Raw genomic sequence first — 21,147 nt, 5'->3', positions numbered from 1 at the left:
CTTAGAATTTTGCGCGCATTTCCACGCCGAACGTGCGCGGTGGTGTGACGGTGGCGTACGGCGTGCCGAAATCGTTGGTGCTGTCGTTACCGATGCCGAGCACGTAGCGCTTGTTGAACATATTGTTGACGTACAAGCCTACACCCCAGCGTTGGTCTGGTGTGTGCCAATCTAGTCGCGCATCGGTGCGCTGCGTGGACGTGCCGATGCTGAACGTGGCGGTGCTGAAGCAATTGCCCTGAAATTCCGAGTCGGCGTTGCAGCGCGTGTGGCCGCGATAGGCGTACTGCATGTTCCATTCCAGATCGCCGTTGAACACGTCGTGCCAGGTGTAATCGAAGCCCGCCGTGGCCGAGAACGTCGGTTCGCCCGTGGGTTGTCCGTCGAGAATCACGCCCGACGTCGAAGTGCCATGCACGTACGTACTGTCGATATAGGCGCTGGTTACGTTCAAGCGCAGCGCATCCGTCGGCTGCCATTGCGCTTCCAGATCGATGCCGTGCGCATGTTGATCGCTGGTCATCACCGTGTAGAACGGCACGCCCGATCCCGACGAGTTGGGATTGAGCACCGACGATTGCAAGTTGGAGTAGCGGTAGTAATACGCCGACGCGTTGAACATCAGGTTGTATTCCGGCACGACCGCCTTGACGCCGCCTTCGTAATTCCACACTTTCTCCGGCGCGTACAGCGAGCCCACCTGCAGGCTGTTGTAGCCGCCGGCCTTGTAGCCTTTGGTGGCGGACATATAACCCATGACATTCGGCGTGAATTTGTAGCTCAGCACCAAGCGTGGGCTGAAGTCATGCCAGGTGTGACGCACCGGCACCCACACGCCCACCGCATTGGGAAACACGATATTGCCACCGAACGCGCCGAGCGCTGCTTGCGCCTGTGGCGGCAGCAGACTGTATACGCCGCTGGCAATCAGTTCCGCCACGGTTTGATCGAAAGCGGTGGCCTGGCGCGGCGGCGTGTACCAGGTGAAATCTTTTTGATCTTCGGTGTAACGCAGGCCGGTGGTCAGATCCAGTTTGTCGTTCAAATGCCAGATCACGTCGCCGAACGCAGCGTAGGCTTTGAATTTGCCGACGTTGTTGATTTCTTCGCGCCAAGGATCGTTGAGCAGGTTGAACGGCAGACCGAGCGATTGCAGACCTTGCGTGATTTCGGTCAGCGGCAAGCCAAGACCATCCACGTTTTGCGCCAGCGTATCCAGGCTGCTGGTGTTGGTATTCACCTGGCTGGTCTGGCGCGCCTGCTCGGAATAGAAACTCACGCCGGTCACCCAATCGGTCAGGTCGTTGTCGCCCGACAGTTTGAATTCCTGGTAGTAGCTGTTGTTGTGTTCGATATTCGCCGTGTCGAGATAACTGACGATGTGGTCGGTGCCATCGTTGTCCTCGTCGTTGAATGTATTGAAGTGACGCCACGCCGTGGTCGACGTGAGGCTGCCCCATGAGAACGAGTGATCGATAATCAGCGTCGATCCGTCGAAATGCCGCCATTCGCGCGCTTGAATCGCATCGTTGAACAGCGGCGCGGTGATCGGATCCAGATACGTGGCGGGATTCGGCGGAAACGGCGGACGCTCGTTGGTGTCGTTGGACAGGGCCACCAAGCCGATGGCCGGGCGCGGCGGTTGATCGAGCCGCTCGTGATCCCACGACCACAGCACGCGCGTGTTCGGCGTGACGTTCCAGCGGTACACCATGCGCGTACCCCAGTCGTTGTTCTTGCCATAGCGCTGACCGTTGGCTTGATCGCGAAGCCAGCCGTTACTCTGGTTGTCGAGCACGCTAATGCGCAACGCCATATCTTTGTTGAGCGGAATATTGACCAGCGCGCTCTCGTAATGCGTGCCTTCGTTGCCGACGCGCACCGTCGCCTTGCCTTCAAACGTGTCGGTGGGTTCATTGGTCACGATGGAGATCGCGCCGCCGGCGGCGTTGCGACCGAACAGCGTGCCTTGCGGGCCTTTCAGCACTTCGATGCGATCGATATCGTTGAAGGCGAGCAGTGCGCCGCCGGAGCGCGCTGCGTACACGCCGTCGATGTAGACACCCACCGCCGATTCGGTGCCGATGCCGAAATCGCTGGTGCTGATGCCGCGCAGCGAATAATTCGGTTGCGTGGGCTGGCTGCCGTCGACGACTAGGCCTGGCACGAACAGCGAGATTTTGCTGAGATCGGTGGCCGCCTGCGTGTCGATCTGCTTGGCGGTAAGAATCTGCAGCGGAATCGGCACCTGTTCCATCTGCTGCGTACGGCTTTGCGCGGTCACCGTAATATTGCCGAGCTGCTTGGCCTTGCTTGCATCCGGTTGGTTCGCGTCGCTTTGCGTGGGCGTTTCGCCAAGCGCGGGAAGGGGCGCGCACATGATCAGCGCAACGCCACCGCACAACAAATGGCGCACGTAAGCGGACAGTGCTCGTTGACGTATGGTCATGTTTTTCCGTTCCCCTCAAACGTAGTGGTGCGGTGATGCGCTCCCTCCTCTGCGCGCAGCAGGGGAGAAGGCGAAAAAAATCAATGAAGCACGACGCAGTCTCCCGCCTGCGCCGCAATCCACGCCTTGATCAGTGCAACGCCTTCTTGATGCATCGTGCTGCGTCCGATCTCAGGCATCATCGTGCCCGGTTCCGTGGAGCTGAGTCGGTACGGAATGATGGAGTCGTCCGGATGACCGGGCACGATGTCGAACATGTGATCGCCAGTGCCTTGACCGGCCGCCGTCGGTGGTTTGCAAAGGCCGATATGCCGATCTTCAGGCGTCGCGATATCCAGCGTCAGGCCCGTGGTGTTCGCAGCGCCCTTCGGGTTGTGGCAATGCCCACAGTTGATATCGAGGTACGCGCGTGCGCGCGAATCGAGCGATGCATGCGGGTCCATCCAGTTCGCATTGCGCGGCGCATCGGCGGGCGCCGGGGCGCCGCTGAGATAACCGATGCGCATCAAGTGCGCGAGTTGGTTTTCGTCGCCGTCGGCGTAGCGGTAGTCGCGATTCAAGTGGCGTGCTTTCGGACCGATCGGCTGCAAGACGCGCGTGGTCCAGTCGCGTGCATGACAACTCACGCATTGGCTTTGGTCGGGCACGACGTAGTTGAAGTTCTCGCGTTCGCCGTTATCGCTGACCAGGGTCAACGCCTGCACGTCGCCGGTGCGGGCGAGTGTGGCGTCCGTTTGATCGGCGTTCCAGACGTAAGGGATGGCGACCCAACCGTCTTGGCGGCGCACCAGCAAGCGCGTTTCGATCAGATGCACGTTGTCGAGATTCAAGCCTTGCCCTGCGAAGTCGCGATTGGTGTCGTAAGTGCGCGCGATGTCGGTGGCGTTGCGTGCTTGGCCTTTGGGAATCGGATAGAAGAAGGTTTTGCTGATAATGGTGCCGATCGGGAAATCGAACGTGTCGGTGGGGTTGTACTTGGCCGATACGCCTTTGGGCATCCAGATCGTGCGCAACTTGTGCGCGTAATCGGTGAACAGCGGCGTGTTGAGTTCGTAGGGAACGACGCCTTCGTTCAACTGCAACACGCCGTCGCGCGCTTCCACGACATGCCAATCGCTTAGCTTGGCCGGATAGCCATCGTCGTGAAACGACACAGGGTCCATGCCGCGATGACAAGCTGCGAGAAAAAGTAGCGCGAACACCAACAGTGCGCGTTGATACAACGTTATCGACATGCGCGACGCTCTCAGACTTTCGGTTCCGGATTCAGCACAACCGCCGGCAGCTTGGGAAGCGTGCATTGAAACGGCTTCGCATCCGTGCTGGGACTTTTGTAACCGTGCGGGCCGTCGGCGTTGAGCACACCGTTGCTGTCCTGGATGCAGATGCGATCGTCGGATGGCGCAGCACCGTCGGCCTGTGTCTTCGGATCGGCGTAGCCGTCCCACACCACATCGGGGAAGCTGCCGTTGATGCCGTAAACGGCGGCTTTCAGCGTTTTCAGTTCCAGGCCGTCCGGCGAATCGCCGCCGCCTTTGAAGCGGTTGCCGTAGACGTAGATGCCTTTCGGATACGGGTTGTAGTCCGCCGCGACGCCGAGCTTATTGTAATAATTGGTGGAGAAATAACTTGAGATAATGACGTTCGCGGTTTGGTTGTCGGCAATGTCGTTGTCGAAGATTTCCACTTTGTCGTTGGAATTCACCACCACGCCGGAGCCGGCCGGAACGCTCGCGACGGCCGCGCCTTTCTTGGCGAAATTGCCGGTGTTGTTGGCGAAGACATGATTCTTGAACACGCGCGACGCATGACCGGCCTGCGATAGATTCGGCATATTGAAGACCAGAATGCCGCCGGTGTTTTTCGTCGCGATGTTTTCATACACATCGGCGTTCACCGAATTTTCGATCTCGATGCCGGCAACGTTCTGCTCGGCGCGATTGCGACGGACGACGATGTTGTTCGACTGTCCCACATAGATGCCGGCATCCGACGCGCCGATCACCACGGAATCTTCCACCAGCACGTTTTGCGTCTTGACTGGATACAAGCCGTAGGCGCCATTGGTGCTCTTGGGGCCGCCGGTCCACTCGATGCGCACGCCGTGAATGGTGATGTTCTTGCCTTGATTGATCTTCAGCGCATCGCCCATCGTGTCTTCGATGGCGAGGTTTTCGACGGTGAAGTCGTCGGCGTTCACCAGCAATCCTTCAGGACCCACGATCTGGCCCTTGAACGACAACACGGTCTTGTCCATGCCGGCGCCGCGAATCGTCACGCCGTTGGTGCGCAAACTCAGGCCGCGCTTGAGCGCGTAATGGCCGGCAGGTATGTCGATAACGCTGCCTGGCTTGGCGTCGAGCAATTGCTGTTCGAGTTTGCTTTCGAACGACGCATCGTTCTGCGTTTGCTGCGCGGGTTGGTTGCCGCCGCACGCGGTGAGCAACAACGCAACGGCGATCAGCGTGCACGTATGGCGCATGTTTGGATCTCCCCAACGCCGTAAAGGCGATACGCCCGCACTTTCAGGCATGCGCGGGGTGAGGGGGAGGGCGAAAGGGACGGGTATGGGGGGTAAATCGGCCAGTGTGCGTGCGGATGCGCATCGTGGGCTGGAGAGCGTGCTAAGTCGCGGCGCCAGGCTGTGTGCTTACTTTGAATTCCATTCAAGTCTAGCTTGCAGGAATATCGCTTTTTGGCGACGTGTTAAGCCTCTATCTTGATGCCAGATCAAATAGAGATGGAGGTTCCCATGCGTTCTTCCTGGCTAGATAAGTGGCTACACCGGCGTCCTGGCGGCGGTCGCGGACCGGCGCGGTCGGTGAAATCGGTCCAATCGCTGCGCCGTCGGAACAGCAAAAAGCGCGGCGTTCGCGGGGTTGTTTCCGAGGCGCCTGTGGCGTCTGCGGCTCCGAAGAAGAGCGTCCGCCTCTTGCTCGGTATCGGCGACGGCACAGTACGCACGCAATAAAAAATACGGCAGTGAGAAAAACGCCCCGGCGCGATGCCGGGGCGTTTGTTTGACCGACATTCGCGAATCAGCGCATCCCGCCGCCCGCATAGAAACGTTCGCCGGTCAGCCAGCGCGAATCGTCCGACGCCAAGAACACCGCAACCGCTGCGATATCGTCCGGCTGGCCGATACGACCAAGCGGCGTTTGCTGCACGGCGTGCGCGTGGAAGTCGGAATCGATAAAGCCGGCCGTATGTGTGCCTTCCGTTTCCACCATGCCCGGATTCAACGCGTTCACGCGAATCTTGCGCGGACCGAGTTCCTGCGCGAGTACGCCGGTGATGGCATCGACGGCGCCTTTCGTCGCCGTATACACCGCACTACCCGGCGGCGTCAGACGCGTAACAAGCGAACCGACATTGATCACGCTGGCGCCTTCACCCAGGTGCTTGCCCGCGGCTTGCGTGGTCAACAGCAGACCCAGCACGTTGACGTTGAACTGCTTGTGGTAATGCTCCTCGGTGATCGCTTCGAGCGGAGCGAATTCGTACACGCCGGAATTGTTGACCAGCACGTCGAGGCGCCCGTACTCCTTGATGGCTGCATCGACGATCGCCTGCGCATCCGCCGCCTTGGACACGTCGCCGCGCACCGCGACCGCCTTACCGCCGGCCTTCACGATCGCGTCGACCACGACATCCGCGCCCGCCTTGCTCGACGCGTAATTGACGACAACCGAGGCGCCCTCGGCGCCAAGCACCCTGGCGATAGCCGCGCCGATACCCTTGGATGCGCCCGTAACGATGGCGACCTTACCTTTTAGCTTGCTCATGGGGATGTGTCCTGGTGGTGGAATGAATGGGTTCTGAAATTCCGTAGTTCGTAACTTATGAACTATAGAACTAGAAATCAAGGCCCGGTAAAATGACCGTCATGCGGCCCCTGGTTCACCCATCCATCGAAGATATTACGGTCGAGGGCATTCTCCACGCCCTTTCCGACCCCGTGCGCGCCGCCATTTACGCCGAGCTTGCCATTTCTAGTGGCGCGGCGTGCTCCAACTTCCTGAAGATCAGCGACCGCGACATCCCCAAATCCACGCTTTCCCAACACTTCCGCGCGCTACGCGAAGCGGGATTGATCCGCAGCGAGCGACAAGGCGTGGAAATGCGCAACAGCACGCGCTGCGCGGAACTCGATCAGCGGTTTCCGGGCCTGGTCGCGGCGATCATGACAGCGCACCAGATGCAGGCGGCCAGTCGCATGCGTGCAACAAAACGCAAATCGTCGACAGCGAAAGCGAAGGTTGGCTGAGTTCGCGGCTTAGCGATTTACGCGATCTGCCAATCATTCTTCAAGGCATGCTTCGCCGCGCCAATTGCGGCGGCATACCAGTCCAGCGCTTGAATGCGCGACGAAATTCGCGCGGGTCGCTGAAGCCGAGCTCGATGCCGATTTCTGCCACGCTTAGTTGCCCGGCGTGCAACAGTTCCAGTGCGCGTTCGGCGCGCACGCGATCATGAATTTCTCGGAAGATGCGGCCGCTGTCAGCGAGCTTGCGGCGTAGCGAGCGTTCGCTGAGATGAAGCGTGCGTGCGACTTCCGTAAGACGCGGATGGTCGCGCAAACGACTGCGCAGCAGGCGTTCGACGGAGCCGACGATTTCGTCGGAACCGCCGGTCCCGCGCAATTGTTGATGACATAGCGCCAGCGCCTGTCGCGACGTCAGCGGGTTGTAACCCGGCAATGGATGCGCCAGCCACGTGGCGTCCACCACGATGCGATTGTGTTGCGCGCCGAAGCGCACTTCGGATTGGAACGTGGCGGCGTATTCGGTGGCGTAAGAGGGCGCGGGATAGGTGAATTCCATGCGCACCGGAACGATCTTGGGGCCCACCAATTCGCGTGCGATGGCCAGGCAACTGGAAAACAGTTCTTCGCACAGGAACGGCAACAACTCGATTTCGCCGAAGCGCGGCCATGCCTGCACCGCAACCGTTTGCGCATCCGTCGCTGCGAAATCTACATCGAGCAAACTGCCGCAAATTTTGTGGTTCTCGATACCCACGTTCATCGCTTCGCCAAAATTGCGCGAGGTCATCATCGCCAAGCCCAGCAAACCGAAACTGCCGATGCTTTCGTTGCGTCCGATTAGGAGTCCCAGCGCAGGATCGCGCAGTACGCGCAAGCCGCGGCTGATGATGATGCGCGCTTGCCGATACGACACGCGTACGCTGGGATCGTTGATCTGTTGCCGCGTAACGCCAAGACCGGCAAACCACGATTCGCTGGAGATGCCCCGGCTCGCCGCGAATTCAGTCAAATGCACCAAGACGTTGGGCGGAATATCGGCGGCTTGCGCGCGCGGATCGGGTTCCATCGACGACGACGACACGCGCCGCGACTGCTGCGTTTCGATTGCCACTTGTGACATGACTACCCATCCCCGGGCCGACCCTCATCGGCGCAGAGGTCCGTTCTAACACGGGTGGCGGCGGCATGGTTGGCGCGCCGCACAAGTTGGCGTGATGACTTTGTTAGAACGACCAGGCTTTAAGACTTCGGGCGCGACGTTGCGTGCTTCCACTGCTCGATCCAGCCACCAAGATCGTTCAGTCGTTTGGCCGGGTCGTCGCTCATGGTCATGCCGACCGCCGCCCCGGCGACGCGGCCTTCGGGATCGATCAGCATCAAGGTGGGATAAACGCCGATGCCGAGCGTGTCGGTCAGCGATTCGCCGTGATAGAGCACATTCCACGTCAAGCCGTGTGCGGCGATGAATTGCTGCGCGCGGGACGCATCTTCGAACGTGACGGCGACAAAGTTCATCTCGCCGTGTTGGGCAGCGTAAGCGTTGAGCGTGGGAACCTCGGCCATGCACGGCGCGCATTCGGCGAAGAAGAAACTCACCAGCGTGTAGCGGCCGCCGAAATTTTCCAAACGCTGCATGTCGCCGTGCAGCGATGGCAATTCAAATGGCGGAAACGTATCGCCGCGTCCGAACGCAAAGCGTCCTGGCTCACCGGCATGCGCGCCGGCCGGACGCAGACGCAGCACGGCGAGGCCGGCGTGGCGGTCGCGCGTCATGCTGTAGGTGCGGCGTTGCTGCAGTTGTTGCGCGAAATCGCTGTAATCCAGCGGTTTGCCGTTCGCATCGAGATAACGAACGTGCTGCGAAGAACCCAATTGCAGCGCGTTGAAAAAGCTTGCTTCGGAATTGTTTTGCGACAACGCAGTCGCGGGCAACGCGAGCATCAGAAGAACCAACGCGCAAGCAAACAGCGAAATGTATTGCCTGGCGCTTTTTCCCGATGTGTCGCGAGAATCCATACAACGCCGCGCGCTCAACGCCCTCTCCCCTTCGGGGAGAGGGTTGGGCTGAGGGGCCGGGCTTGCCGCAATTAGCATGCTTGTGAGGGTTTCTACCGAATGATTTCGCGTAGGTTCGCGAGCGTCGGCGCGAGGGTGGCCCCTCACCCCAGCCCTCTCCCCAAAGGGGAGAGGGAGTAGCGCGAGGTTACTCGCCGATCGTCAGCAGCGACGCATTGCCGCCCGCCGCCGTGGTGTTGATGGTAAGCGTGCGCTCGCCCGCGAAACGCAGCAGATAGTGCGGACCACCCGCCTTCGGGCCGGTGCCGGACAGGCTTTCGCCGCCGAACGGCTGCACGCCGACCACCGCGCCGATCTGGTTGCGGTTGACGTAGCAGTTGCCGACGCGCGCATGGCTGCGGATGTATTCCACGGTGTCGTCGATGCGGCTGTGCACGCCGAGCGTGAGACCGTAACCGGTGGCGTTGATCGCATCGATCACCTTCGGGAGATCGTTGCCGTTCCAGCGGATCACATGCAGCACGGGGCCGAAGATTTCGCGTTGAAGCACACCGAGCGACAAAATTTCGTAAGCGCGCGGCGCGAAGAACGTACCGTTCGACGTGGCGGCCGGATCGAGCTTGGCTTCGGCGACTTTCTTGGCTTCCTTGTCCATGCGCGCGGCGTGATCGGTGAGGATCTTCAGCGCGTCGTTGTCGATCACCGGGCCCACGTCGGTGGAAAGCTGCCCGGGATCGCCGACCTTCAATTCACCCATCGCGCCGGCGAGCATGCCGACGACTTTGTCCGCGATGTCTTCCTGCACGAATAGCACGCGCGCGGCGGAGCAACGCTGGCCGGCAGATTGGAACGCGGAGGCGATCACATCTTTGACCACCTGCTCCGGCAATGCGGAAGAGTCGGCGATCATTGCGTTCTGGCCGCCCGTTTCAGCGATCAGCGCGGCGATCGGCGCATTGCGCGCGGCGAGCGTGCGATTGATCGCCCACGCGGTTTCGGTGGAGCCGGTAAATGCGACGCCTGAAACGCGCGGATCTTTGGTGAGCGCTGCGCCCACGACGGCGCCATCGCCCGGAAGATACTGCAGCACATCGGTCGGCACGCCCGCTTCGTGCAGCAACTGCACGGCGACGTAACCGATCAGGCTGGTTTGTTCCGCAGGCTTGGCGATCACGCTGTTGCCGGCGGCGAGCGCGGCGGAAACCTGGCCCAGGAAAATCGCCAACGGGAAGTTCCATGGGCTGATGCACACGAACACGCCGCGACCGTTGAGGAACAACTGATTGCTCTCGCCAGTCGGACCGGGCAGTTGCTCCGGATGGCCGAACAAGCGACGCGCCATGGCGGCGTAGTAACGCAGGAAGTCGGCCGCTTCGCGAATTTCGGCGATCGAATCGGGCAGGCTCTTGCCGGCTTCGCGCACGCACAGCGCGATAAATTCGCCACGGCGCGCTTCGAGCAATTCCGCAGCGTGTTCAAGAATCGCGGCGCGGCTGGCGGCCGGCAGACGATCCCAATTCGGTTGGGCGGCGACGCCGTTGGCGAGCGCCTTGTCGACAAGCGCGGCATCCGCGCTGACGTAGCTGCCCACCACTTGGCGGCGATCGGCCGGATTGGTGACCTGCACCGTGGGGCCGTTGCTTTGCGCGCCCGGCACCAGCGGCGTCGCGGTCCACGGACCGGACTTGGCGTTGACCGCCTCGGCGAGAGCCTTCAGTTCGTTGTCGTTGGAGAAATTAACGCCCATAGAATTCTTCCTGGATACAAAATTGGAGTTCTGCGCGAGCGCAGAAGTGTCACCGAAGAGATTGACCGGCAGAGGAATGCGCGGATGCGAAATGGAAGCGAAGCGGCGCACCGTTTCGCAGGGATCGGCCACGAGATCGCGCACCGGCAGTGTTTCGTCCACCACGCGATTGACGAAGCTGGTGTTGGCGCCGTTCTCCAGCAAACGACGCACCAGGTAAGGCAGCAGATCTTCGTGCGTACCCACCGGCGCATACACGCGGCACGGCACGTTGAGGTTCTCTTTGCCGATCACTTCGGCGTACAAATCCGTGCCCATGCCGTGCAGGCGCTGGAATTCGAACGGACGTCCGCGCGAAACGTGATGCACGGCGGCGATGGTGTGCGCGTTGTGCGTGGCGAATTGCGGATAGATCAAATCGCTGCCCGCATCGAACAACTTGTGCGCACAGGCGAGATACGACACGTCGGTGTTCGGCTTGCGTGTGTAGAGCGGATAACCGGACAGGCCAAGTTCCTGCGCGCGTTTCACCTCGGCGTCCCAGTACGCGCCCTTCACCAGGCGCACGTACCAGCGGCGACCCGTGGCGCGCGCGGTTTCGATCAGCCAATCGATCACAAACGGCGTGCGCTTGGAGTACGCCTGCACCACGATGCCTAAGCCGTTCCAGCCTTGCAGCGACGGATGCGCGAACACATCGCCGATGATGTCCAGTGAAAGTTCCAGACGGTCGGCCTCTTCGGCGTCGACCGAGAGCGCGATGCCTTGCTTCATCGCCAGTTGCGACAGTTCCAGCAATTTCGCGGTGAGATCGCGGCGCGCGCGTTCGCGGTTCATCAATTCGTAACGCGGATGCAGCGCGGAAAGTTTGACCGAGATCGACGGCGCATCCGTGTGGTTCGCGAACGGACCGCGCGAACCGATGGCGGCGATGGCGTTGCGGTAATCCTGCTGGTAGCGCTCGGCCGTTTCCGCGGTGAGCGCGGATTCACCGAGCATGTCGTAGGAGTAGCGATACACCGCGTACTCGGGTTTCGCGCAGCGATCCAGCGCTTCGCCAATGGTCTGGCCCATCACGAATTGATGGCCCATGATGCGCATCGCCTGACGCACGGCCAAGCGAATCGCCGGCTCGCCCGCGCGACCGACCAGGCGGCGCAATGCTCCAGTGAAATCGTGGCGCGTTTCTTCGGCGAGATTCACCAGCTTGCCGGTGAGCATCAAGCCCCACGTGGAGGCGTTGACGAACAGCGATTCGCTTTGGCCGAGATGCTTCTTCCAGTTCGCATCGCCGAGTTTGTCGCGAATCAGTTTATCGGCGGTGGCTTTGTCGGGAATGCGCAACAACGCTTCGGCGACGCACATCAGCAACACGCCTTCCTCGCTGGAAAGGTCGTACTGGCGCATAAAGGATTCGACCGCGCTCTGATCTTTCACGCGGGCACGCACGCGCGTCACCAGATCGGCGGCGAGATCGATCACTTTTTCGCGTTCGACCGGCGGCAGCGTGGCTTGGGCGAGCAGATCGTTGACGGCCTCGGTTTCGTCGCGCAGCCAGGCGGCGGTGATGCGCGCGCGGGCGGGCTCGATGGCGGTGGGCAGTTCGGAGGTGAGAATCGGTTGGGTCACGATGGCGTGGCGCATGGCCGGACGATGGGGAATTGCAAATTGTACGGGGGGCTGTGACCGGGCGCATCCGTATAGAAGGAATAAGGAAAATCCGCGGGTCCGGGACGGGGTTCCCCCTCCGGTTGCACGGGTGTGACAGCCGAGGCTGCTCGGTCTGCGCCCGTTGCTACAAAATGTCGCAGCGGGAACCGCGCGTATTCCCGTGAAAGATTCCACGCTGCGCAGGCAGGCATTCGCGCGCGTTTTCAAGCGTCCCGCCGGCCTTGCAAGACGCTGCACCCATCCTTGCCCGCTGTGACGGCGCGGCCTATGATCGGAACGTTCCAGGCACGCCGGACTTCCATGATCGTGCTTCGACCAGCCCTCGGCGGCCTGCCGTACGTGACGTTGTGGCTTCGGCCCAATCGCGTGCTCAGCCGACGCGGTCTTCGTCGCTTGATCCTGGTGTTGGCTGCGCTGGCGTTGATAACGGCAGGTCTGGGAGCGTGGCAGGGCGACGTGTTCGCCCCGTTGTTCGCCCTGATCGAGGCTACCGCCCTGGCCATCGCGTTGAGCGTGGCGTGGCGGGCCGGCGACCGCAGCGAACGCATCACCCTCGACACGGCGTCGCTGGAGGTGCAAACCCTGCCAGGTCGCCGCTGCACGCGGTTCCAATCCTATTGGGTGCGCGTGCTGCTGGAGTCAGGGGAGGGGCGTTACCGATTGTTGTTGTCGTCGCATGGACGCAAGCTGGAGGTTGGGGCTTTCCTCACAGAGGAGGAGCGCGCCGAGCTATTCCGGAAACTCAGGGCGTTGCTGGCCGATGTGCAGGCACAGGCAAAGCACAGGTAGGTTCAACAAAGGTGCAAACATGACAGCTGGCGGCATCGGAAAGCACGACATCCGGTTCAAGGGTTTTAGGCACTTCAAGCATGTCATCGCGACGTTGGGGGTAGGGGCCCTCAGCCTGTTCGGCAATTCCGTTCTGGCCAATCCGCAGCCTGGGCAGTTGAATCTCACGCCCGGCGTGACGACGTATTCGCATGTTCCCTACGACCTCAACAATGTCGCGTTGGGCGTGTGCGTGGTGATCGGCATTCTCGTATTCGGCGCGATGTTCATCGCGATGTTCCGCTTCCGCAAATCGCGCGGCGCGGTGCCGGAGAAGTGGTCGCACAACACGGTGATCGAAATTATCTGGACCACCATCCCCGTCATCATCCTGATCAGCTTGGCGTGGCTCGCCACCGATGGGCTGAAGCAGTTCTCCGACACCACCGGTTCGCAGATGACGGTGAAAGTCACCGGTTATCAGTGGAAGTGGCGCTACGACTATGTCGATTACCTCGGCAAGCCGATCAGCCATGTCGGTTTCATGTCGCGGTTGGACGATCAAAGCAACGCCACGCGCCAGTTGAACTCGGGCCTCGATCCGTATGCGGTGAAGGTGGGCGACGAGAACACGTACCTGCTGAACGTCGATCACGTGCTGGTGGTGCCGGTCGATACCAAGATTCGTTTCGTGATCACGGCCGACGACGTGATCCATTCGTGGTTCGTGCCCGCGCTGGGCTGGAAGATGGATGCGATTCCGGGCGTGATCAACGCCACGTGGACCAACATCAAGGTGCCGGGTGTGTATCGCGGCCAGTGCGCCGAGCTGTGCGGCCAGGATCACGGCTTCATGCCGATCGTGGTCAAAGCCGTGTCGAAGGAAGACTTCGCCAAGTGGCTGGCCGATCAGCAGAAGCCGGCCGCGCCCGCGCCGGCGGCGACGACCGCGACGCCTGCGCAAACGACCGCGCAGGTTTCGCCCGCGCACAACAATCAAGGTTGATCACTCGGCTGCACTTGCAGTTCACGCCAACGCATTCATTGAGGTAGAGGTTTTCGGCCATGGCCCACGCAGCCACCCACGATGATCATCACGACGAGCATCACGAGCATCAGAATTTCTTCCAGCGGTGGGTGATGTCCACCAACCACAAGGACATCGGCACGCTGTATCTGGTTTTTTCATTGCTGATGTTCTTTATCGGCGGCAGCTTCGCGATGATCATTCGCGCGGAGTTGTTCAAGCCGGGCCTGCAGCTGGTGCAGCCGTACTTCTTCAACGAAATGACCACGATGCATGCGCTGGTCATGATCTTCGGCGCCGTGATGCCGGCCTTCGTAGGCCTGGGCAACTGGATGATTCCGATGATGGTCGGTGCGCCGGACATGGCGTTGCCGCGCATGAACAATCTTTCGTTCTGGATTCTGCCGTTCGCCTTCGCGCTGATGCTGTCCACGCTGTTCCTGCCGGGCGGCGGTCCCGCCGGCGGTTGGACAATGTACCCACCGCTGTCGCTGCAGAGCGCGTCGACCGCGTACGTGGTGTTCGCGGTGCACTTGATGGGTATCAGCTCCATCATGGGCGCGATCAACATCATCGCCACCATTCTCAATATGCGCGCGCCGGGCATGGATCTGTTGAAGATGCCGGTGTTCGTGTGGAGCTGGCTGATCACGGCGTTCCTGCTGATCGCGGTGATGCCGGTGTTGGCGGGCGCGGTGACGATGCTGCTCACCGACAAGTACTTCAACACGCACTTCTTCGACGCCGCCGGCGGCGGTGATCCGGTGCTGTTCCAGCACGTGTTCTGGTTCTTCGGTCATCCCGAGGTGTACATCATGATCCTGCCCGCGTTCGGGATCATCTCGGAGATCATTCCCACCTTCGCGCGCAAGCCGATCTTCGGCTACAAGGCGATGGTGTTCGCCATCGCGTCGATTGCGTTCCTGTCGTTCATCGTGTGGGCGCACCACATGTTTGCGGTGGGCTTGCCGCTCGGCGCGGAAATCTTCTTTATGTACGCGACGATGCTGATCGCGGTGCCGACCGGCGTGAAGGTGTTCAACTGGGTCGCCACGATGTGGGGCGGCTCGATGACGTTCGAAACGCCGATGCTTTTCGCGGTGGCGTTCGTGATTCTCTTCACCATCGGCGGTTTCTCCGGCCTGATGCTCGCGCTGGTGCCGGCGGACTTCCAATATCACGACACCTACTTCGTGGTGGCGCACTTCCATTACGTGCTGGTGACGGGTGCGATCTTCGCCATCATCGCGGCGACGTATTACTGGATCCCGAAGTGGACCGGCAATATGTACAGCGAATTCTGGGGCAAGGTGCATTTCTGGAATTCGGTGGTGTGGGTGAACGTGTTGTTCTTCCCGCAGCACTTTCTGGGATTGGCCGGCATGCCGCGCCGTATTCCGGATTACAACGTGGCCTTCGCCAACTTCAACATGATCAGCTCGATCGGCGGCTTCCTGTTTGGCGCTTCGCAGTTGATCTTCTTGGGCGTGGTTATCCACTGCGTGTGGTTCTCCAAGAAGAAAGCCACCGATCGTGTGTGGGAAGGCGCGCGCGGGTTGGAGTGGACGTTGTCCTCGCCGCCGCCGCACCACAGCTTCACCATCGCGCCGGTGATTCACGACGAAGAACTGGCTCACGGTCACGTCGAGGATTGATCGCATGAAGCTCGATCATCGCGCGCTCGAAACGGGACAAGAGCAGCGGCTGCGTCGTGCGCGACGCACCGCCACGATCATCGGCATCGTCGCCTTCGGCGTGTTCGTGTTCTCGATCGCGCAGATGATTTGGCTTCAGCATCATCCACAGGTTCATCAGCACCAAATCGATTCACTCATGCAGTAAAGCCGGGCACGTAGGTCATCAGGAACCGCTACGGGAAGCACACCATGGGTCAGCAGCACGACATCTACTACGTACCGAGCAAGAGCCAGTGGCCGATCGTGGCCGCGGTGGTCATGTTCCTCACCGTCTTCGGAGCGGCGCATTGGCTTAACGCCGAGCCGGGCGAAAGCGGCTTCGGCAAGACGATGCTGTTGATCGGCTTCGTCGGCGTTCTATGCATGTTCTTCGGATGGTTCCGCTCGGTTATCCATGAATCGATGGCGGGCAGCTACAACAGCCAGGTGGATCGCTCGTTCCGCATGGGCATGATGTGGTTCATCTTCTCCGAGGTGATGTTCTTCGCGGCGTTCTTCGGCGCGCTGTTCTACATCCGCATGTTCTCGGTGCCGTGGTTGGGTGGCGAAGGTCATGGCGTGCTCACGCACCAGTTCCTGTGGAGCGATTACGCGGCGGCGTGGGGCGCGGGCGGCGGCAATGGCCCGGGCCATGTGGGCGGTAACTTCCAGACCATCGCGCCGTGGGGTTTGCCGCTGATCAATACGCTGATCCTGCTCAGCTCCAGCGTCACGGTGACGATCGCGCATCACGCGTTGAAGGCCGGTCATCGCGGCAAGGTGCTGGCGTTTTTGGGCTTCACCGTGTTGCTGGGCGCTTCGTTCCTGTATTGCCAGGCCCACGAATACATGGAGGCCTATAAGGAACTGAACCTCACGCTCGGCTCCGGCGTGTATGGCTGCACCTTCTTCATGCTCACCGGCTTCCACGGCCTGCACGTGACGCTGGGAACCATCATGCTGGCGATCATCTGGCTGCGCGTGCTGGCCGGTCACTTCAGCAAGGACCACCACTTCGGCTTCGAAGCCGTGGCCTGGTACTGGCACTTTGTGGACGTGGTCTGGCTGGGCCTGTTTATGTTCGTCTATATCCTCTGAGCGGTATCGCCAGAGGTACGAAAAAGCCCGCCGGAAGGCGGGCTTTTTTTGTGCCGGAACGTCGCAGCGTCGCGTGCCGATCGAGGCACCCGGCTACAATTACTGGCCCACACCGTGCGGGTGGATCCAACCCATCCGGATACCGATGATCACCATGGCGATCAGCAACAGGGAAAAGCTGATGCGGCGGGTGAGCGCCCATGCGGTGCGTTTGCTGCCGTCTTTGTCGGTCATCATGAAATACAGTGCCTGGCCGAGATTGAAAATCACCACCAGGAACATGATCACCAACGCGACTTTGTAGATGGTTTCCACGTGAGAATCCCAAGCAGGCTCGACATCGCCAGTATAGCGACGCACCGCGGAGTAAACGCGTGACCTTCATGCGTCGGCCAGCGTGGTGGTCGGTGCTGCTGACAGCGCTCGGCGTGCTTGTTTTTGCGCGTCTTGGCGTCTGGCAATTGCATCGCGCGGACTTCAAAGACGAACTTCTGCGGCGGTATGCCGCAGCGGCCGGCGCGCCCCTGCAACCGTTCGATGCGGTGGCCGACCAGCCCCCCGTCGATGCGTATCCGCGCGTGCGTGTGCAGGGGCATTATCTGACCGATCGCGTGTACCTCTTGGATAATCCGCGACACGACAGTCTTGGCGGCGTGGAAGTGTTCGTTCCCTTCCTTCCGGCGCATCAGCAAAAGCTCTTGCTTGTCGATCTCGGTTTTTTGCCGGGCAATGGCACCGATACGCCGCCGCAATTGCCGCCGTTGCCCAGCGATGCGCAAACGTTGGAAGGTTTGTATCAACCATCGCCTGGCACAGGATTGGAGATGGGCGGCAATGCGTTGGCGCGACAAACGCAGTGGCCGAAAACGTCGATTTACTTGGACCTTCATCAAGTAGCCGACGATCTTCACACGGCGCTTTATCCGCGCATGTTGTCGCTGGACAAAGATCCGTCTGCGATTTACCTGCGCGTGCATACGCTCGATCTTTCGTCGATGCCGCCCGCGCGACATCGTGCTTACGCGTTTCAATGGTTTACGTTCGCCATCGCCGCCGTGGCGATTTTCCTGTTCCTGCATCGCAAAAAGCGGCGCAGCACGAGCGATGGCTAATCGACTTACACGTTGCTTCTCCGCAAGAGAAAAATTCGAATCCGAAAACGCATGAATACTTCGAACCCTTCCAACCTGCGCAAAAGCCGCCTGAAATTTCTCTTGGTGGTGTTGGTGTTTGGCGCGCCGATCATCGCGGCGGGCTTGCTCAATATGAGCGGCTGGCAGCCGTCGGGTAAAGCCAATGGCGAACCGGTGCTGCCGCAACGCAACTTCGACCAGGAACATGTGCAAGTGCGCCTCGCCGACGGGCACGAATGGGCGTGGCGCGACAGCTCGCCGCGCATGACGCTGATCGCTTTGCCGGGACCGGATTGCGCCGCGCAATGCATCGACGTGCTGACCAAGATGGCCGCCGCGCGCATCACGCTCAATGCCAACATGTCCCGCTTGCGGCTGCTCTATGTCGGGCAGCCGCCTGCCGGTGCGGCGAAAGACGGTATGGAGAGCTACTGGGCGATTGGCGACGACGTGAATAAAAGCCTCGCGGCCTATCGTCCCACCACGCCCGACAGCGTCAGCGCTTTATTGGTCGAGTCCGACGGCACGGCGTTGGCGCGGTATCCTGTGGGATTCGATCCCAGCGGGCTTCGCAAGGATCTGCAGAAGGTGATTCGTTGATGGTCCTGCGCGCGCGAAAAATCATTCCCTATCTCGCTGTGCTGGCGGCGGCTTTTGCGTTCGGCCTGGTGATGTTCGGCGCGTTCGTCCGGCTATCAAACGCGGGGCTTTCCTGCCCGGATTGGCCGACCTGCTACGGGCAGGCCACTTGGCCGCATCACGCGCAGGCCGTGGCGCAGGCGGATGCGGCGTTTCCGGATCGCCCTTATGAATCGACCAAGGCGTGGCGCGAACAAGTGCACCGTATGCTGGCCGGCACGCTTGGCGTGTTAGTGCTGTTGCTTGGTTTGCTGGCGGCGCGGCGAGATCGATTGGTGATGCTGGCGATCATCGTGAGCGCGATTTTCGCAACCACAGGTGTCGCGCTTTATTTGCATGGCGAGCGCGATGGGTCGTCGGGCTTGGCGTTGCTCGCGATACTTTTGCCGACCACTGGTTCGTTCTGGTTGCGCGAGCGCGCCGCGTTGAAGATGAGCGTGCTGGCGTTAGCGGTGATCATCTTTCAGGCCATGCTCGGCATGTGGACGGTAACGCTGCTGCTCAAACCCATTGTGGTGATGGGACATTTGCTCGGCGGCATGACGACATTCGGTCTGCTTGCCTACGTCGCGCTGCGTTACAACGGCGTCGGCTCGCCGGATAACCGCTACGCGATGTTGCGAGGCGCTGTCGTTATCGGCATTGTGTTGCTGGCCTGCCAAATTGCGTTGGGCGGATGGACGTCCGCCAATTACGCCGCGCTCGCTTGCGGCACGGATTTTCCGACATGCCTTGGCCAATGGGCGCCGCCGACCGATTTTCGCCACGGCTTCGAGCTGTCGCGGGAAATCGGCGTGAACTACGAAGGTGGCGTGCTCGATATGGCGGCGCGCAGCGCGATTCAGATCGTGCATCGCCTCGGTGCGCTGGTGGTGTTCTGTTATCTCTCGTGGCTTGCGTATCGACTGGTGCGAAACGGATTCCGACTTGGCGGCATCGCGGTCGCCGTAGCCTTGGTGATCCAGATCGTGCTCGGTGTCAGCAATGTGCAATTCGGATTGCCGTTGACCGTGGCGACGATGCACAACGGCGGCGCGGCGTTGTTGTTGTTTGTGTTGTTGGCGAATTTCGCGCGTCTGCAGTCGTGGCATGCGGATGATATGAGGTCGTTTGCATGATGCTGGTGCGTGAATATCTGCAGCTCACCAAGCCGCGCGTGGTCGCGTTGCTGGTGTTCTGTGCGGTGATCGGGATGTTTCTCGCGGTGCCAGGCATTCCGCCGTGGCGTGCGCTAGTGTTCGGCACGCTAGGCATCTGGATGGCGTCGGGTTCCGCGGCGGCGTTCAATCACTTGATCGACGAACGCATCGACAAATTGATGGCGCGTACGGCGCGACGTCCGCTCGCGACCGGCACGCTGCGCGCGCGACAAGTGTTGGTGTTTGCGATTGTGCTCGGCGCGTTGTCGATGGTGGTGCTGGCCACCTTGGTTAACGTGCTCACCGCATGGCTGACGTTTGGCGGTTTGATCGGTTATGCGCTGGTCTACACCGCGTATCTGAAACGCGCCACGCCGCAGAACATCGTGATTGGCGGTTTGGCTGGCGCGATTCCTCCCGTGTTGGGTTGGACGGCCGTGACGGGTGCGTTGCATCCCTTTGCGCTGCAGATGTGCCTGATTATTTTCGTCTGGACGCCTCCGCATTTCTGGGCGTTGGCGATCTTCCGCCGCGACGATTACGCACGCGCGCAAATTCCGATGCTGCCGGTGACTCACGGCGTAACGTATACACGCTGGCAGATCCTGCTCTACACGATCCTGCTGGTGCTGGTGAGCGTGCTGCCGTCCATTACCGGCCACAGCGGCCTGATCTATTTCGGCGGGGCGGTGGTGCTGGGCGCCGGTTTCCTCTATTACGCGATCCGCCTCATGAACCCGCCGGACGAATACTTCGCCATGCGCACGTTCAAATATTCGATCGTCTATTTGATGGCCCTGTTCGCGTTCTTGCTGGCCGACCATTGGCTGGTCCCGCCCATGTTGCAGCACGGTTTCATTTTTGGCCCCGTTGCGTGAAATGGATTGCAAAGGGTTGACAGTTTCGCACCGCAGCACGACAATTCCCGCGCCCGCCGGCGCAGTACGACCGCACGGGCCTCTGTCCGAACTAACCAAGGCATATGGACGTTTACCCTAGTCGCAACGTCGACATCCGCGAGCATCGGGTGCCGGCATTGCATAACAAGCTGATCGTTCGCGGCAACCGCCAGCGGTTGGCCGGCGCTTTCCTCGACTAGGGAAGTCCGGCCCGCTCCTAACGGTGCCGTGAGCACCGTTTTAGAGGAGATGGGCCCATGAAGCTCCTTCGCGATTTCTTTCGTTTGCGCGCCGCAGGCCGTTTCACCTTGGCCGGCCGCCGTGAAGCCGTACGCGTTCCCCTGACCGTGACCGTTCCCCGGCCGCTGACCCCGTCGGCCGAGCGCGAGACCGTCGACATGCCGTGGCAGGTCGAGGCCGCCCAGGGGCGTTCGCTGCCCCGCTGGAACGACCATTCTGCGGACAATTCACGCACGTCCCGTCATCTTCGTCTGGTATCTAGCCACTAATGCGTCGCTACGAGCTGCGTAAAGGGTGGCCTCCCCCCTGGCTGGCGACTCGGCCGGGGTGGAATCGCCCCGTGCGTGGATTGTCTTAGCGGAAGCCTGCCGTCCCGAA

General features: G+C 60.9%; 19 protein-coding genes. 11 read left to right on the top strand and 8 right to left on the bottom strand.

Going from position 1 to position 21,147, the window contains the following annotated elements; genetic code table 11:
• Position 1: 1 nt before the first annotated feature.
• The 4 genes from L0U79_RS00950 to L0U79_RS00935 all read right to left on the bottom strand — a co-directional run bounded on the left by L0U79_RS00950 (position 2) and on the right by L0U79_RS00935 (position 6,234).
• Complete coding sequence (locus tag L0U79_RS00950; RefSeq protein WP_233840007.1) at positions 2-2,449, bottom strand: TonB-dependent receptor; 2,448 nt, start codon at positions 2,447-2,449, stop codon at positions 2-4.
• A gap of 80 nt (positions 2,450-2,529) precedes the next feature.
• Positions 2,530-3,684, bottom strand: a complete 1,155-nt coding sequence (locus tag L0U79_RS00945; protein ID WP_233840006.1) for an SO2930 family diheme c-type cytochrome — start codon at positions 3,682-3,684, stop codon at positions 2,530-2,532.
• A gap of 11 nt (positions 3,685-3,695) precedes the next feature.
• Entirely contained in the window at positions 3,696-4,931 is a 1,236-nt protein-coding gene (locus L0U79_RS00940) for a parallel beta-helix domain-containing protein (protein ID WP_233840005.1), read from the bottom strand.
• Between the two features lie 556 nt (positions 4,932-5,487).
• Positions 5,488-6,234 (bottom strand): glucose 1-dehydrogenase, encoded by a 747-nt coding sequence (locus L0U79_RS00935; RefSeq protein ID WP_233840004.1) that lies wholly within the window; start codon positions 6,232-6,234, stop codon positions 5,488-5,490.
• 101 nt (positions 6,235-6,335) lie between these two features.
• Between L0U79_RS00935 and L0U79_RS00930 the strand changes: the two genes are divergently transcribed.
• Complete coding sequence (locus tag L0U79_RS00930; RefSeq protein WP_233840003.1) at positions 6,336-6,716, top strand: helix-turn-helix domain-containing protein; 381 nt, start codon at positions 6,336-6,338, stop codon at positions 6,714-6,716.
• Between the two features lie 40 nt (positions 6,717-6,756).
• Here the strand turns inward: L0U79_RS00930 and L0U79_RS00925 are convergent, their stop codons facing one another.
• The 3 genes from L0U79_RS00925 to putA form a co-directional block, all read right to left on the bottom strand.
• Positions 6,757-7,836: an AraC family transcriptional regulator gene (locus L0U79_RS00925; protein WP_233840002.1), complete on the bottom strand. Its 1,080-nt coding sequence runs from the start codon at positions 7,834-7,836 to the stop codon at positions 6,757-6,759.
• 119 nt (positions 7,837-7,955) lie between these two features.
• A complete protein-coding gene (locus tag L0U79_RS00920; protein WP_233840001.1) occupies positions 7,956-8,657 on the bottom strand; it encodes a TlpA disulfide reductase family protein in 702 nt (233 codons plus the stop codon).
• A 262-nt stretch (positions 8,658-8,919) separates the two neighbouring features.
• Complete coding sequence (putA, locus tag L0U79_RS00915; protein WP_233840000.1) at positions 8,920-12,123, bottom strand: bifunctional proline dehydrogenase/L-glutamate gamma-semialdehyde dehydrogenase PutA; 3,204 nt, start codon at positions 12,121-12,123, stop codon at positions 8,920-8,922.
• Between the two features lie 372 nt (positions 12,124-12,495).
• Between putA and L0U79_RS00910 the strand changes: the two genes are divergently transcribed.
• The 5 genes from L0U79_RS00910 to L0U79_RS00890 are packed head-to-tail and all read left to right on the top strand — an operon-like array spanning position 12,496 to position 16,719.
• Positions 12,496-12,939: a DUF2244 domain-containing protein gene (locus L0U79_RS00910; RefSeq protein ID WP_233840110.1), complete on the top strand. Its 444-nt coding sequence runs from the start codon at positions 12,496-12,498 to the stop codon at positions 12,937-12,939.
• A 19-nt stretch (positions 12,940-12,958) separates the two neighbouring features.
• Entirely contained in the window at positions 12,959-13,924 is a 966-nt protein-coding gene (coxB, locus tag L0U79_RS00905; protein ID WP_233839999.1) for a cytochrome c oxidase subunit II, read from the top strand.
• A gap of 59 nt (positions 13,925-13,983) precedes the next feature.
• The gene (gene ctaD / locus L0U79_RS00900; protein ID WP_233839998.1) at positions 13,984-15,600 is read left to right on the top strand and encodes a cytochrome c oxidase subunit I; all 1,617 of its coding nucleotides are present in this window, start codon (positions 13,984-13,986) and stop codon (positions 15,598-15,600) included.
• Between the two features lie 4 nt (positions 15,601-15,604).
• Positions 15,605-15,787: a hypothetical protein gene (locus tag L0U79_RS00895; protein ID WP_233839997.1), complete on the top strand. Its 183-nt coding sequence runs from the start codon at positions 15,605-15,607 to the stop codon at positions 15,785-15,787.
• Between the two features lie 44 nt (positions 15,788-15,831).
• Positions 15,832-16,719, top strand: a complete 888-nt coding sequence (locus L0U79_RS00890) for a cytochrome c oxidase subunit 3 (RefSeq protein WP_233839996.1) — start codon at positions 15,832-15,834, stop codon at positions 16,717-16,719.
• Positions 16,720-16,818: 99 nt separating this feature from the next.
• Here L0U79_RS00890 and L0U79_RS00885 read toward each other — a convergent pair whose 3' ends face one another.
• Positions 16,819-17,034: a twin transmembrane helix small protein gene (locus L0U79_RS00885; RefSeq protein WP_233839995.1), complete on the bottom strand. Its 216-nt coding sequence runs from the start codon at positions 17,032-17,034 to the stop codon at positions 16,819-16,821.
• Between the two features lie 59 nt (positions 17,035-17,093).
• On the opposite strand from L0U79_RS00885, the gene L0U79_RS00880 reads away from it, so the two are divergent.
• The 5 genes from L0U79_RS00880 to L0U79_RS00860 all read left to right on the top strand — a co-directional run bounded on the left by L0U79_RS00880 (position 17,094) and on the right by L0U79_RS00860 (position 21,038).
• Entirely contained in the window at positions 17,094-17,831 is a 738-nt protein-coding gene (locus tag L0U79_RS00880; RefSeq protein WP_233839994.1) for an SURF1 family protein, read from the top strand.
• 51 nt (positions 17,832-17,882) lie between these two features.
• A complete protein-coding gene (locus L0U79_RS00875; RefSeq protein WP_233839993.1) occupies positions 17,883-18,452 on the top strand; it encodes a hypothetical protein in 570 nt (189 codons plus the stop codon).
• The gene (locus L0U79_RS00870; RefSeq protein ID WP_233839992.1) at positions 18,452-19,609 is read left to right on the top strand and encodes a COX15/CtaA family protein; all 1,158 of its coding nucleotides are present in this window, start codon (positions 18,452-18,454) and stop codon (positions 19,607-19,609) included. The genes L0U79_RS00875 and L0U79_RS00870 overlap by 1 nt, the downstream gene beginning before the upstream one ends.
• Entirely contained in the window at positions 19,606-20,508 is a 903-nt protein-coding gene (gene cyoE, locus L0U79_RS00865) for a heme o synthase (protein ID WP_233839991.1), read from the top strand. Before L0U79_RS00870 ends, cyoE begins: the two co-directional genes overlap by 4 nt.
• Positions 20,509-20,786: 278 nt before the next feature.
• The gene (locus L0U79_RS00860) at positions 20,787-21,038 is read left to right on the top strand and encodes a hypothetical protein (RefSeq protein WP_233839990.1); all 252 of its coding nucleotides are present in this window, start codon (positions 20,787-20,789) and stop codon (positions 21,036-21,038) included.
• Positions 21,039-21,147 lie beyond the last annotated feature (109 nt).

This window comes from Dyella sp. 2HG41-7 (assembly GCF_021390675.1).
Classification (GTDB): Bacteria; Pseudomonadota; Gammaproteobacteria; order Xanthomonadales; family Rhodanobacteraceae; genus Dyella_B.
This window is presented reverse-complemented; position numbering and strand designations above follow the sequence as displayed.

What these genes read in the sequence shown, in the direction of transcription:
- cyoE (WP_233839991.1), top strand. Translation starts at nt 19,606, where the DNA reads ATGATGCTGGTGCGTGAATATCTGCAGCTCACCAAGCCGCGCGTGGTC.
- L0U79_RS00870 (WP_233839992.1), top strand. Translation starts at nt 18,452, where the DNA reads ATGGTCCTGCGCGCGCGAAAAATCATTCCCTATCTCGCTGTGCTGGCG.
- ctaD (WP_233839998.1), top strand. Translation starts at nt 13,984, where the DNA reads ATGGCCCACGCAGCCACCCACGATGATCATCACGACGAGCATCACGAG.
- L0U79_RS00890 (WP_233839996.1), top strand. Translation starts at nt 15,832, where the DNA reads ATGGGTCAGCAGCACGACATCTACTACGTACCGAGCAAGAGCCAGTGG.
- L0U79_RS00925 (WP_233840002.1), bottom strand. Translation starts at nt 7,836, where the DNA reads ATGTCACAAGTGGCAATCGAAACGCAGCAGTCGCGGCGCGTGTCGTCG.
- L0U79_RS00940 (WP_233840005.1), bottom strand. Translation starts at nt 4,931, where the DNA reads ATGCGCCATACGTGCACGCTGATCGCCGTTGCGTTGTTGCTCACCGCG.
- putA (WP_233840000.1), bottom strand. Translation starts at nt 12,123, where the DNA reads ATGCGCCACGCCATCGTGACCCAACCGATTCTCACCTCCGAACTGCCC.
- L0U79_RS00930 (WP_233840003.1), top strand. Translation starts at nt 6,336, where the DNA reads ATGCGGCCCCTGGTTCACCCATCCATCGAAGATATTACGGTCGAGGGC.
- L0U79_RS00920 (WP_233840001.1), bottom strand. Translation starts at nt 8,657, where the DNA reads ATGCTCGCGTTGCCCGCGACTGCGTTGTCGCAAAACAATTCCGAAGCA.
- L0U79_RS00945 (WP_233840006.1), bottom strand. Translation starts at nt 3,684, where the DNA reads ATGTCGATAACGTTGTATCAACGCGCACTGTTGGTGTTCGCGCTACTT.
- L0U79_RS00895 (WP_233839997.1), top strand. Translation starts at nt 15,605, where the DNA reads ATGAAGCTCGATCATCGCGCGCTCGAAACGGGACAAGAGCAGCGGCTG.
- L0U79_RS00860 (WP_233839990.1), top strand. Translation starts at nt 20,787, where the DNA reads ATGAAGCTCCTTCGCGATTTCTTTCGTTTGCGCGCCGCAGGCCGTTTC.
- L0U79_RS00935 (WP_233840004.1), bottom strand. Translation starts at nt 6,234, where the DNA reads ATGAGCAAGCTAAAAGGTAAGGTCGCCATCGTTACGGGCGCATCCAAG.
- coxB (WP_233839999.1), top strand. Translation starts at nt 12,959, where the DNA reads ATGACAGCTGGCGGCATCGGAAAGCACGACATCCGGTTCAAGGGTTTT.
- L0U79_RS00875 (WP_233839993.1), top strand. Translation starts at nt 17,883, where the DNA reads ATGAATACTTCGAACCCTTCCAACCTGCGCAAAAGCCGCCTGAAATTT.
- L0U79_RS00950 (WP_233840007.1), bottom strand. Translation starts at nt 2,449, where the DNA reads ATGACCATACGTCAACGAGCACTGTCCGCTTACGTGCGCCATTTGTTG.